Annotated in this window: 10 protein-coding genes and 1 rRNA gene; 10 read left to right on the plus strand and 1 reads right to left on the minus strand. The window is 71.5% G+C overall.

Annotated features, from left to right (window positions below; genetic code table 11):
• Nucleotides 1–39: 39 nt before the first annotated feature.
• Nucleotides 40–1695: a PucR family transcriptional regulator gene (locus ACZ4W5_RS10745; protein WP_465653886.1), complete on the minus strand. Its 1656-nt coding sequence runs from the start codon at nucleotides 1693–1695 to the stop codon at nucleotides 40–42.
• A 256-nt stretch (nucleotides 1696–1951) separates the two neighbouring features.
• Here ACZ4W5_RS10745 and ACZ4W5_RS10750 point away from each other — a divergent pair, with 256 nt between their 5' ends.
• The 10 genes from ACZ4W5_RS10750 to ACZ4W5_RS10795 form a co-directional block, all read left to right on the plus strand.
• Complete coding sequence (locus ACZ4W5_RS10750; RefSeq protein ID WP_465653887.1) at nucleotides 1952–3463, plus strand: gamma-aminobutyraldehyde dehydrogenase; 1512 nt, start codon at nucleotides 1952–1954, stop codon at nucleotides 3461–3463.
• Nucleotides 3464–3524: 61 nt separating this feature from the next.
• Nucleotides 3525–4784 (plus strand): polyamine ABC transporter substrate-binding protein, encoded by a 1260-nt coding sequence (locus tag ACZ4W5_RS10755; protein ID WP_402480905.1) that lies wholly within the window; start codon nucleotides 3525–3527, stop codon nucleotides 4782–4784.
• Nucleotides 4785–4820: 36 nt separating this feature from the next.
• Nucleotides 4821–5960 (plus strand): ABC transporter ATP-binding protein, encoded by a 1140-nt coding sequence (locus ACZ4W5_RS10760; RefSeq protein WP_360233251.1) that lies wholly within the window; start codon nucleotides 4821–4823, stop codon nucleotides 5958–5960.
• Nucleotides 5957–6886: an ABC transporter permease gene (locus tag ACZ4W5_RS10765; RefSeq protein WP_360233254.1), complete on the plus strand. Its 930-nt coding sequence runs from the start codon at nucleotides 5957–5959 to the stop codon at nucleotides 6884–6886. The genes ACZ4W5_RS10760 and ACZ4W5_RS10765 overlap by 4 nt, the downstream gene beginning before the upstream one ends.
• Nucleotides 6886–7689: an ABC transporter permease gene (locus tag ACZ4W5_RS10770; protein ID WP_188307049.1), complete on the plus strand. Its 804-nt coding sequence runs from the start codon at nucleotides 6886–6888 to the stop codon at nucleotides 7687–7689. Before ACZ4W5_RS10765 ends, ACZ4W5_RS10770 begins: the two co-directional genes overlap by 1 nt.
• Nucleotides 7690–7749: 60 nt before the next feature.
• Entirely contained in the window at nucleotides 7750–9144 is a 1395-nt protein-coding gene (locus ACZ4W5_RS10775) for an NAD(P)/FAD-dependent oxidoreductase (protein ID WP_465653888.1), read from the plus strand.
• Nucleotides 9145–9276: 132 nt separating this feature from the next.
• A complete protein-coding gene (locus ACZ4W5_RS10780; RefSeq protein WP_465653889.1) occupies nucleotides 9277–9708 on the plus strand; it encodes a bifunctional DNA primase/polymerase in 432 nt (143 codons plus the stop codon).
• A gap of 133 nt (nucleotides 9709–9841) precedes the next feature.
• Entirely contained in the window at nucleotides 9842–10606 is a 765-nt protein-coding gene (locus tag ACZ4W5_RS10785) for a nucleotidyl transferase AbiEii/AbiGii toxin family protein (RefSeq protein ID WP_465653890.1), read from the plus strand.
• Between the two features lie 243 nt (nucleotides 10607–10849).
• Nucleotides 10850–12373 (plus strand): CoA-acylating methylmalonate-semialdehyde dehydrogenase, encoded by a 1524-nt coding sequence (locus ACZ4W5_RS10790; protein WP_360233268.1) that lies wholly within the window; start codon nucleotides 10850–10852, stop codon nucleotides 12371–12373.
• A 652-nt stretch (nucleotides 12374–13025) separates the two neighbouring features.
• A 16S ribosomal RNA gene (locus ACZ4W5_RS10795) occupies nucleotides 13026–13118 on the plus strand; the annotation flags it as partial.

Below are 13118 nucleotides of genomic sequence, written 5' to 3' on the forward strand. Positions count from 1 at the left end.
CGCGCCCGCCCGGCCCGGCCCTACCCGCCCGCCCCGGCGCTACCGGCGCACGGCGTCCAGCGCGAGCAGCGCCACGTGCAGGGAGAGGCAGGACTCCACCTGGTCCAGGTCGACGCCCAGGATCCGCTCGACCTTGTGCAGCCGGTCGTAGAAGGACGGCCGGGACAGGTGCGCGGCGTCGGCCGCCGCCGACTTGTTCCGGCCCTGCTCCAGGTAGATCCGCAGCATCTGCACCAACTGGCCGTTGTGCTCGGCGTCGTGGGCCAGCAGCGGGCCCAACTCCCGTTCCACGTACGTCTGCAGGCGGGCGTCGTCGCGCAGCAGGTGGAGCAGGCCGCGCAGCCGGACGTCCGGCAGCCGGTAGTAGGAGGCGGTCCGGCCCCCGCCGGGCGCGTCGTGCAGGGCCGCGTCGGCGACCTGGGCGGCCTCCAGCAGGGTGCGCCGGGCGTCGCGGACCGAGCCGACCGAGGAGCCGACCGCGACGACCGGCCCCGGGGTGTCGGCCGGCTCCCGGCCCGACTCGGCGGACATCCGGCGCAGGGTGGCCGAGAAGGCCTCCAGCGCGGAGTGCTCGTCCTGCTGGGCGCCGAGCGCGATCAGCAGGCCGACGCCCTCGTCGTCCAGCGCGCCGACCAGGGCGGAGAGCCGGCTGGCCCGCACCGCGCCGGCCGCCAGCTCGGTGAAGTCGCGCAGCCGGGCCTGGGCCTCCAGCGCGGCCGGGATCGGCCCGCGGCGCTGGCGCAGCACCACGCCGACCAGCCGTCGGCCGTCCAGCGGGACGCCGAGCGCCTGGGCGCGCAGGGCCACCTCGGAGACGGTCAGCGCGTGGGTGAGGATGCCGGAGAGCAGGGTGCGGTGGGTCTGCCGCTCCAGGCTCTCCCGGTCGCGCACCACCAGCCGGTTGAGCGCCAGCGCGGAGGCGCCGCGCTCCAGCAGCATGGCGTGCGGGTGGGCCTCGCCCTCCGGCCGCGGGCCCGGCTCCAGCACCAGGACCAGCCGGCCCCAGTCCTGGCCGCGGGCGCCGACGGTGGTCACCAGCCAGCCGCTGCGCGGGTCGTGGCCGGTACGGCCGGGCGGGCGGACCCCGCGCGAGCGGCGCTCCCAGTCCTCCAGCAGCTCGGCCTCGGGGCGTCCGGCGCTGTCGTGGGCGAGCACCTGGTGGGCCAGGTTCTCCAGGACGACCGGCGCGCCCGCCATCCGGGCCACCTGGCGGATCACCTCGGGCGGCTCGGCGCCCTCGACCACCAGCTCGTTGAACACCTGGTGGACCGACTCGGAGAGCCGCAGCTGCTCCAGCTGGGCGTTCACCACCAGGGCGTGCACGGCCTCGGTGACGGCGACGAAGCGCACCTCGCGGCGGAGCGCGATCAGCGGCAGTCCGCGCTGCTCGGCGGCGTGCACCAGGGCGCGCGGGAGCGAGTCGAAGTAGCGCCGGCCGAACTCGACCACCAGGCCGGCCACGCCGACCTCGTCCAGGTCGCGGACGTAGCGGGCCAGGCCCTCGCGGTCCTCGGGCAGCGCGATGCCGGTGGTCAGCACCAGTTCGCCGCCCTGCAGCACGCCGGCGACGTCGGGCAGCTCGCTGACGTGCACCCAGCGGACCGGTCGCTCCAGGTGGTCGGCGCCGGCCACCACCTGGGGCAGGCCGCGCCGCATCACCTCCAGGTCGAGCACGCGGGCGACGGTGGGGAGCATCGCGGGCCTCCAGGGCGGGGGAGGTGGGAGGGGAGGGGGTGGAGGGGACAGAGTGTCAGGTGAATCATGCATCGTCGCGACGACCTGTTGCCCTATGAAGAGCCTTGCACTCTGTAAGGCCCTTCATGGCGAGCCTGTCGAAGTGACCCTTGTCACGTCAACCCCGCAGTTGGCAAGGTCAGCGGGACCGCAGACCCCCACCGCGGAAGCGTTTCGCCGCAGCGCGGTCGAACCGCCGGCACTTGGAGGAACCCAGATGGACCTGACCGACTTCGGCGCGGGCGCCCAGTACATCGCGGGCCGGCAGGCCCGGGGGAGCGGCGAGCCCTTCCAGGTCGTCAACCCCGCCGACGGCACGGTGGTCGAAGAGGTCGCGCTGGCCACCGCCGGGGACGTGGACGCCGCCGTCACCGCCGCGCGGGCCGCCCTGCCCGGTTGGTCCTCCGCCACCCCGGGGGCCCGGTCCGAGGCGCTCACCCGGCTGGCCGCCGTCCTGGGCGCGACCGCCGACGACCTGGCCCGGGTGGAGACCGCGCAGACCGGCAAGCCGGTCAAGCTGGCCACCGAGTTCGACGTCCCCGGCACCGTCGACAACGCCGCGTTCTTCGCCGGCGCCGCCCGCAACCTGGAGGGCAAGGCGGCCGGGGAGTACTCCGGCGACCACACCTCCTACGTCCGGCGCGAGGCGATCGGCGTGGTCGGCTCGATCTCGCCGTGGAACTACCCGCTGCAGATGGCCGCCTGGAAGATCCTCCCGGCGATCGCGGCGGGCAACACCATCGTCCTCAAGCCGGCCGAGCTGACCCCGCTGACCTCGGTGATGTTCGCCCGGGCCTGCACCGAGGCGGGCATCCCGGACGGCGTGGTCAACGTGGTCACCGGCGCCGGGCGCACCGCCGGCGAGCACCTGGTCGCCCACCCCGGGGTCGCGATGGTCTCCTTCACCGGCTCCACCGCCGTCGGCAAGCGGGTCGCCGAACTCGCCACCGCGAGCGTCAAGCGCACCCACCTGGAGCTCGGCGGCAAGGCCCCGTTCGTGGTCTTCGACGACGCCGACCTGGACGCCGCGGTGCACGGCGCCGTCGCCGCCTCGCTGATCAACGGCGGCCAGGACTGCACCGCCGCCACCCGTGCGTACGTCCAGCGCCCGCTCTACGACGCCTTCGTGGCCGGCGTCGCCGAGCTCTTCGCGGCCGTCCGGATCGGCGACCCCCGCAACCCGCACACCGACCTCGGCCCGCTGGTCTCCTTCGCCCACCGGGACCGGGTGGCCGGGTTCGTCGAGCGCGCCCGCTCCTACGCCACCGTCGTCACCGGCGGCCCCGCGCCGGACCGGGGCCACGACGGCCACGACCTCACCCGGGGCGCCTACTACGCGCCGACCCTGATCACCGGCGCGGCCCAGGACAGCGAGGTGGTCCAGGGCGAGGTCTTCGGCCCGGTGCTGGTGGTGCTGCCCTTCGACGGCGACGACGAGGGCCTGCGGCTCGCCAACGACACCCCGTACGGCCTGGCCGCCTCCGCCTGGACGGGCAACGTGCACCGCTCGCTGCGCGCCACCCGGGAGATCGCCGCCGGGTGCGTCTGGGTCAACGACCACATCCCGATCATCAGCGAGATGCCGCACGGCGGCTACAAGGCGTCCGGCTACGGCAAGGACATGTCCCAGTACTCGCTGGACGAGTACACCCAGGTCAAGCACGTCATGTTCGACACCACCGCGGTGGCCCGCAAGGACTGGCACCGCACCGTCTTCGGAGACCGATAACCCCCCCTCAGGCCAGGTGCTCCCCCCACGCACCCGCCGTCCCCCCCAGGAGGCCCGTTCCATGGCGTTCAAGGCGTTCAACGAGCTCACCGACGGTCTGCCCGAACCGGTCCGCAGGGCCTGGGAACGCAGTCTGACCAGCGGTCGGGCCGCGGTCGGCCGCCGTACCCTGCTGCGCGCCGCCGCCCTGACCGCCGGGGCGGGCACCCTGGCCGCCTGCGGCATCCCGGCCGCCCCCAGGGCGACCGGTGACTCGACCGCCAACGCCGCCGAGGACCACTCGGGGGGCGAGAAGGAGGTCGACTTCTCCAACTGGCCGCTGTACATCGACACCGACGAGAAGGACAAGCAGAAGCACGGCACCCTGGACACCTTCACCGCGGCCACCGGCATCAAGGTCAGGTACAACGAGGACGTCAACGACAACGTCGAGTTCTTCGGCAAGGTCAAGCCGCAGCTGGCGGCCGGCCAGGACACCGGCCGCGACCTGGTGGTGCTCACCGACTGGATGGCCGCCCGGCTGATCCGGCTCGGCTGGGCGCAGAAGCTCGACCCGGCGAACGTCACCACCGCGATCACCAACGTCGAGGCCCGCTTCCGTGCCCCCGACTGGGACCCGGGGCGGCTCTACACCTACCCCTGGGCCGGGATCCAGACCGTCATCGCCTACAACCGGAAGGCGACCAAGGGCAAGGAGGTCACCAGCGTCTCCCAGCTGCTGGAGGACCCCGAGCTCAAGGGCCGGGTCACCTTCCTCTCCGAGATGCGCGACAGCATCGGGATGGTCCTGCTCGACATGGACAAGGACCCGGCGAAGTTCACCGCCGACGACTACGCCGGTGCGATCGCCCGGATGCAGAAGGCCGTGGACAACAAGCAGATCCGCCGCTTCACCGGCAACGACTACGGCCAGGAGCTGTCCTCCGGGGACATCGCCGCCTGCGTCGCCTGGGGCGGCGACCTGATCCAACTGCGCGCCGACAACCCGGACATCGAGTTCGTCATCCCGGAGAAGGGCTACCTCGCCTCGACCGACAACATGCTGGTCCCGGCCAAGGCGCGGCACAAGACGAACGCGGAGAAGCTGATCGACTTCTACTATCAGCCGAAGATCGCGGCGCAGCTGGTCGCGGGCATCGGCTTCGTCTCCGCCGTCACCGGGATGAAGGAGGAGCTCGCCGCCCTCGCCCCGGACAGCGCGGCCAACCCGCTGGTCGTACCCACCCCCGAGATGGCGGCCAAGGCGCACGTGTTCCGCACCCTCACCGAGGGCGAGGAGAGCGACTTCGAGCAGAAGTTCTCCAAGCTCATCGGCGCCTGACCCCCACCCCCGGCAGAAAGACCCAGGAAGACACCCATGACAGACCAGCTGCGCGCCGCGGCCGGCGGCGACGTCCGCCTCACCGGCATCGGCAAGACCTACGGCTCCTTCACCGCCGTCCACCCGCTCGACCTGACCGTCCCCCAGGGCTCCTTCTTCGCCCTGCTCGGCGCCTCCGGCTGCGGCAAGACCACCACCCTGCGCATGATCGCCGGCCTGGAGGAGCCCACCAGCGGCACCGTCCTGATCGGCGGCCAGGACGTCACCGCGCTGCCCCCGTACAAGCGCCCGGTCAACACCGTCTTCCAGAGCTACGCGCTCTTCCCGCACCTGGACATCTTCGAGAACGTCGCCTTCGGCCTGCGCCGGCGCGGCAAGAAGGACGTGAAGAAGCAGGTCGAGTCGATGCTGGAACTGGTCGAACTCGGCCAGTACGCCCGGCGCAAGCCGCACCAGCTCTCCGGCGGCCAGCAGCAGCGCGTCGCGGTCGCCCGCGCCCTGATCAACCACCCCCAGGTGCTGCTGCTGGACGAGCCGCTCGGCGCCCTCGACCTCAAGCTGCGCCGCCAGATGCAGCTGGAGCTCAAGCGGATCCAGACCGAGGTCGGCATCACCTTCGTGCACGTCACCCACGACCAGGAGGAGGCCATGACGATGGCCGACACCATCGCGGTGATGAACGGCGGCCGGGTCGAGCAGCTCGGCGCGCCCGCCGACCTGTACGAGAACCCCGGCACCACCTTCGTGGCCAACTTCCTCGGCCAGTCCAACCTACTGCCCGCCGAGGTCACCGGCGGCGCGGGCGAGGACCTGCTGCTCACCGTGGCCGGCAGCCGGCTCGCGGTGCCGAAGGCGCGCTGCGCCACCGAGGCCAAGCTGGTCCACCTGGGCGTGCGCCCGGAGAAGATCACCATCAGCCACGCCTCCGAGACGGTCGCCGAGGGCCGCAACCGGCTCGCCGGCACGGTGCTCGACTCCAGCTTCATCGGCGTCTCCACCCAGTACGTGGTGCGCACCGACAGCGGCCAGGAGGTCACCGTCTTCGAGCAGAACATGGAGCGCGACGCCCGGATCGTCCCCGGCGCCCCCGTGCAGCTGCACTGGAACCCGGCGCACTCCTTCGCCCTGGACGCCGCGCAGGCGATCGACGCGGGCACCGCGGAGGAGGCCGCATGACCACCACCACCCCGGCGGCCGCCCCCCAGGTCATCCCGCTCGGCGAGCCCGCGCCGAAGCCGAAGCGCAAGCTCACCCCGTACTGGCTGCTGCTGCCCGGCATCGCCTGGCTGGTCGTCTTCTTCGCCGTGCCGATGGTCTACCAGGCGTCCACCTCGCTGCAGACCGGCTCGCTGGAGTCGGGCTTCAAGGTCACCTGGCACTTCGCCACCTACTGGGACGCCCTGGTCGAGTACAAGTGGCACTTCGTCCGCTCGTTCTCCTACGCGGCCATCGCCACCGTGCTCTGCCTGGTCATCGGCTACCCGCTGGCGTACACCATCGCCTTCAAGGCGAGCCGGCGCTGGCGCAACGTCATCCTGATCCTGGTCATCGCGCCGTTCTTCACCAGCTTCCTGATCCGCACGCTGGCCTGGAAGACCATCCTGTCCGACGGCGGACCGGTGGTCGGCGCGCTCAACACCCTGCACGTCCTGGACGTCACCAACGCCGTCGGGCTCACCTCCGGCGACCGGGTGCTCGCCACCCCGCTGGCCGTGGTCTGCGGCCTCACCTACAACTTCCTGCCGTTCATGATCCTCCCGCTGTACACCTCGCTGGAGCGGATCGACCCCCGGCTGCACGAGGCGGCCGGCGACCTCTACGCCCGGCCGTTCACCACCTTCCGCAAGGTCACCTTCCCGATCTCGCTGCCGGGCGTGGTCGCGGGCACCCTGCTCACCTTCATCCCCGCCTCCGGCGACTACATCAACGCCCAGCTGCTCGGCTCGCCGAGCGAGCAGATGGTCGGCAACGGCATCCAGAAGCAGTTCCTGAACGTGCTCGACTACCCCACGGCGGCAGCGCTGAGCTTCATCCTGATGGCCCTGATCCTGGGCATGGTGACGGTCTACATGCGCAAGGCCGGGACGGAGGAACTGGTCTGATGTCCCGCATCCTCAAGTGGGTCCGCGCCCACCTGGTGGTCCTGGCCGGCCTGTTGGCCCTGGCCTACCTGGTGCTGCCCAACCTGGTCGTGCTGGCCTTCTCGTTCAACAAGCCGGTCGGCAAGTTCAACTACGAGTGGAACGAGTTCTCCACCGACGCCTGGACCAACCCCTGCGGCGTGGCCGACATGTGCCAGTCGCTCTCGCTCAGCCTGCAGATCGCGGTGCTCGCCACCATCGGCGCCACCGTGCTCGGCACCATGGTCGCCTTCGCGCTGGCCCGCTACCGCTTCCGCGGCCGCTCGGCCACCACCGCGATGATCTTCCTGCCGATGGCCATGCCCGAAGTCGTCATGGCCGCCTCGCTGGGGACGCTGTTCCTCAACATGCGCATCCCCTTCGGCTTCACCACCATCCTCATCGCCCACATCATGTTCTGCCTGAGCTTCGTCGTGACGGCGGTCAAGGCGCGCGTGATGAGCATGGACCCGAGGCTCGAACAGGCCGCCCAGGACCTCTACGCGACCCCCGTCCAGACCTTCCTGCGGGTCACCCTCCCGCTGGCCGCCCCCGGCATCGCCGCCGGCGCGCTGCTCAGCTTCGCGCTCTCCTTCGACGACTTCATCATCACCCAGTTCAACTCGGGCCCGACCACGGTCACCTTCCCGATGTTCGTCTGGGGCGCCTCGCAGCGCGGCATCCCGGTGCAGGTGAACGTCATCGGCACCGCGATGTTCGTGGCCGCGGTCGCGCTGACCGTGGCCGGCCAGTGGCTCGGCAACCGCCGCAAGGCCACCGCCTGACGTACGGTCGGTCAGCGGTGGTACGTACATCACCTATTCGTGGAAAGTGGCTGATAATGCATGGACTCCGCCCGCGCGCTCAGTGACGCCAGGCCCACCCCCTTCTGGCTGGAGGACCCCGGCCGGCCCGCGGCGCTGCCCGCCCTGGTCGGCGACACCACCTGCGACCTGCTGGTCGTCGGCGGCGGCTACTCCGGACTGTGGACCGCGCTCATCGCCAAGGAGCGCGACCCCTCGCTGGACGTCGTCCTGGTCGAGGGCCACGAGGTCGGGTGGGCCGCGTCCGGGCGCAACGGCGGATTCTGCGCGGCCAGCCTCACCCACGGCTTCGGCAACGGCCTGGAGCGCTGGCCCTCCGAACTCGCCCAACTGGAACGCCTCGGCGCCGCCAACCTGGACGGCATCGAGGCCACCCTCAAGCGCTACGGCATCGACGCCGAGTGGGAGCGCACCGGCGAGATCGACGTCGCCACCCAGCCGCACCAGGTCGAGGAACTGCACGAGGTCGCCGAGGCCGTCGCCCGCTACGGCTTCGACCTCACCGTCCTGGACGCCGACCAGCTGCGCGCCGAGGTGAACTCGCCGACCTTCCTCGGCGGCCTCTGGGACAAGGACGGGGTGGCGATGGTCCACCCCGCCAAGCTCGCCTGGGGCCTCAAGGAGGCCTGCCTGGGCCTGGGCGTCCGGATCTTCGAGCACACCCGGGCCACCGAGCTGCGCGAGCACGGCAGCGGCATGGCCGCCCGCACCCCGTACGGCCGGGTCCGCGCCCGCCGGGTCGCGCTCGGCACCAACGTCTTCCCGTCCCTGCTCAAGCGCGTCCGTCCGTACGTCGTCCCGGTGTACGACTACGCGCTGATGACCGAGCCGCTCAGCGGCGAGCAGCTCGCCTCGATCGGCTGGCGCGGCCGGCAGGGGCTCGGCGACAGCGCCAACAAGTTCCACTACTTCCGGCTGTCTGCCGACAACCGGATCCTCTGGGGCGGCTACGACGCCGTCTACCACTACGGCGGGCACGTCCGGCACGAGTACGACCAGCGCCCGGAGACCTTCCGCACCCTGGCCAACCACTTCTTCCGCTGCTTCCCGCAGCTGGAGGGGCTGCGCTTCACCAACGCCTGGGGCGGCGCCATCGACACCTGCAGCCGGTTCTCGGCCTTCTTCGACACCGCCTACCGGGGCAAGGTCGCCTACGCCGTCGGCTACACCGGGCTCGGTGTCGGCGCCACCCGCTTCGGGGCCGAGGTGATGCTCGACCTGCTGGCCGGCGAGCGCACCGAGCGCACCTCGCTGGACATGGTGCGCTCCAAGCCGCTGCCGTTCCCGCCCGAACCGGTGCGCTGGGCCGGGATCGAGATCACCACCCGCTCGCTGGAGCGCGCCGACCGCAACGGCGGCCACCGCAACCTCTGGCTGCGCACCCTCGACCGGCTGGGGCTCGGCTTCGACAGCTGACCGCCACCGATCGTGGGGTATCTCCCGCGACCCGTGTAAGAGGGACCCGCCGTCCGCCTCTCCTCGGTGACGGCGGGTCTCGTTCTCCCGCCGCGTCCGACCGTAGGAAACGGCGAGGAGCGGGGACACGACATGGAGAGCACCGGACTGCACTGGCTCGCCCAGGTGGCAGCGGACCCGGAGGACTTCCGGGAGCAGTGGGAACGCACCGGGCTGGGCCTGGTCCTGCTACCGGCCGGGCGCCGCTGGGACGTCCTCGCCGTCCCCGGGCGGCTCGGGCGACCGGCGCTGGAGGTGCTGGACACCGGCTTCTGCGGCCCGGTCCTCACCGACTTCGGCGGGGAGCACGTCAGCTTCCTGGTGCCCGTCGGCACCGCCGCCCGCTGGGTCGGCACCGGGGTGCGCTGCGCGGGGGAGGGCACCTGGATCGTCGTCCCGCACCCAGGACGCCGTAGCCGGGGTGTGCGCTGGCTGGTGCCGCCCGACGGCTCCGGGCGGCTCAACGACCCGGTGCTGCTGGAGCTGGCCCTGCACGAGGCGGCGGCCGGCCTCGGCGGCTGGTAGCGCGGGCGGGTCGCGGTCACGTCGTGTTCGGTTCGCGGACGGGTTGCGTTCGGCGCGCGGACGGGTCGCGGGAGGTGCGCGGACGGTTCGCGGTGGCAGGGCGCGGGGCGGGCGCCCGGGTCAGACTGGAGGCGTGACCACCGCCCCGCACGCCGTCGACGCCTCCCTCCGGCCGGGCCCCGCCCAGCTGCGCCTGGCCGCCATCGCCGAGCCCGTCTGCACCCGGTACGGGCTGGCGCTGGCCGGCGGGCACGCGCTGCGCGCCCACGGGGTCCCGGCCTGCCGGCAGGACGGACTCACCCTGGCCACCGGCGGCGCCGACCTGCCCGAGGTGGCCGCCGCACTGACCGAGGCGTACCGCGCGGCGGGCGGCGGGGTCGCCGAGCGGCCTGGCACGCCACAGCTGGAACAGCTGACCGTACGGCTGGCGCTGGGCGGGCGGTCCCACTCGGTGGAGCTGCGGAAGGAGCCGCTCGGCCACCGGCCGGTCCGGCTGGACTTCGGCGCCCTGGAGGCGGAGGAGCCCCCGCTGGTGCTGCCGGTGGTGGCGCTGGAGGATGCGGCGGCGCTCACCACCGCGCTGCTGGTCGACCGGGGCATGCCGCGCGACCTGATCGACGTACACGCCCTCACCCGCAACTACCGTGAGGGCGAACTGCTGGCCCTGGCCCGGGAGTTGGACCCGGACTTCCAGCCGGGCGGGCTCGCCGACCGGTTGGAGACACTGGCCGAGGCGGCGGACGGCCGGTTCCGTGCCCGCGGGGTCGAGGCCGGCGCGGTGGACGGGCTCAAGCGGTGGGCACTGGCCTGGGCGCAGGACCTGCGACTGGACCTGCTGGAGACCCAGGAGGCGGCGGACGGGCTGCACGACCCGTACCTGGAGGACGAGGAGTCCTGAGTGCTCCGGCTCCGGCTCCGGCTCCAGGGCCGTGGCCCCACCCGTTCGGCGGAGCGACCGGACGACCTGTAAGGCTGAATCCGCGATCCCCGTCAGCCTGTTCGTTGAGCCGCGGTCCGGAGGCCACCAGACTGGAAGACGAGCGCGGTAGCCCCGTGAATTCCCGTCGCCCGGCCCTCTCGCGGGCGGCGCCAGACCGGACCGGTGGCAGGACGCCGCCCGGGACTTCGGAGGCAGACGGACTTGAGCAAGCACATCACTCACTGGATCGGCGGCCAGTCGGTCGCCACCGCCGGTGCGGCGCCCCGCCGCGGTGACATCTTCGACCCGGCCACCGGCCAGGTCGCCGGCCAGGTCGACTTCGCCGGGATCGCCGAGGTCGACCAGGCTGTGGCCGCCGCCGCCTCGGCCTTCGCCGAGTGGCGCACCGCTTCGGTGGCCCGGCGCAGCACGGTGCTCTTCGCCTTCCGCGAGCTGCTGAACGCCCGCCGGAACGAGCTGGCAGAGATCATCGTGTCCGAGCACGGCAAGGTGCACTCGGACGCGCTGGGCGAGATCGCCCGCGGCCTGGAGGTCGTCGAGTACGCCTGCGGCATCCCGCAGCTGATCAAGGGCGGCTTCACCGAGCAGGCCTCCACCGGCATCGACGTCTACTCGATCCGCCAGCCGCTCGGCCCGGTCGCGATCATCTCGCCGTTCAACTTCCCGGCCATGGTGCCGATGTGGTTCTTCCCGATCGCCATCGCGGCCGGCAACACCGTGGTGGTGAAGCCCTCCGAGAAGGACCCGTCCGCGGCCAACTTCCTGGCCGGGCTGTGGAAGGAGGCCGGCCTGCCGGACGGCGTCTTCAACGTCGTGCACGGCGACAAGGTGGCCGTCGACCGCCTGCTGGAGCACCCGGACGTCAAGTCCGTCAGCTTCGTCGGCTCCACCCCGATCGCCCGCTACGTGTACGAGACCGGTACCCGCTACGGCAAGCGCGTCCAGGCCCTCGGCGGCGCCAAGAACCACATGCTGGTGCTGCCGGACGCCGACCTTGACCTCGCCGCCGACGCCGCGGTCAACGCCGGCTTCGGCGCGGCCGGCGAGCGCTGCATGGCGGTGTCCGTCCTGGTCGCCGTCGACCCGATCGGTGACGAGCTGGTCGACAAGATCAAGCAGCGGATCGCCACCTTGAAGGTCGGCCCCGGCTGCAACGGCGACTCCGAGATGGGCCCGCTGGTCACCGGCCAACACCGCGACAAGGTCACCTCCTACGTGGAGTCCGGTCTCGCCGACGGCGCCGAGCTCGCCGTGGACGGCCGCAAGCACCCGGTCACCGCCGAGGACAAGAACGGCAGCCCGACCGCTGACGGCTTCTGGCTCGGCCCCACCCTGTTCGACCACGTGAAGCCTGGCATGTCCGTCTACAACGACGAGATCTTCGGCCCGGTCCTCTCCGTCGTGCGCGTCGCCTCCTACGACGAAGGCCTGGCGCTCATCAACGCCAACCCGTACGGCAACGGGACCGCCCTCTTCACCAACGACGGCGGCGCGGCCCGGCGCTTCCAGTTCGAGGTGGAGGTCGGCATGGTCGGCATCAACGTGCCGATCCCGGTGCCGGTCGCCTACTACTCCTTCGGCGGCTGGAAGGCCTCGCTGTTCGGCGACGCCCACGCGTACGGTCCGGACGGCGTCCAGTTCTTCACCCGCGGCAAGGCCGTGACCCAGCGCTGGCTGGACCCCTCGCACGGCGGCATCAACCTCGGCTTCCCCACCAACAGCTGAGGTCGCCGGGCTCGCCGAGCTCTGGCACCAAGGCAGGCCGGACCCCTCTCCCGGGGGCCGGCCTGCCCCCTTTTGCAGGTCGTTTGCATCCGGACCCAGATGCGCGTACAGTTCTTCGAGCTGCCCGGAAGGGAGCACCGGACACGCGTCTGCGCGGACGGTCCCTGAGGCAGCCAATCCCTTGAAACACCACTTCCGGTTCGTGCCGGTCGTTTCGCTTTTTCGCGTCTCGGCTCGGTGCTTATTCGGCGTGTGCGTTTTATCGGATTGCGGCTGGATTCGCTTTTCGGAGCGGGGATCGGCTAGAGTTTGAAACGTCGGACGGGGCGTCAAGCCGCAGAAGACACCGGCGAGTTGGATGACGAAGCCCCGGAAAACGGAGCGGAAAACATCTGATAAGCTGGAAACACGAAAGAACGAAGCGCCCGGAGGGCCCGCTGGAAGGCGGTCCGAAGGAAGCGTCCGTTCCTTGAGAACTCAACAGCGTGCCAAAAGTCAACGCCAGATATGTTGACATCCCCGGCCTCAGGTTTCCTGGGGTTGGAGATTCCTTTTGAAACAAACACTAGCGAGGACGCAGTGCGCGGGATCACCCTATTCCGGTGGTTGCCGTGCCGCTCAACGCGGGTGTCTACCCGATTACGGGTGAACATTCACGGAGAGTTTGATCCTGGCTCAGGACGAACGCTGGCGGCGTGCTTAACACATGCAAGTCGAACGGTGAAGCCCTTCGGGGTGGATCAGT

This window comes from Kitasatospora sp. NPDC029367 (assembly GCF_055569135.1).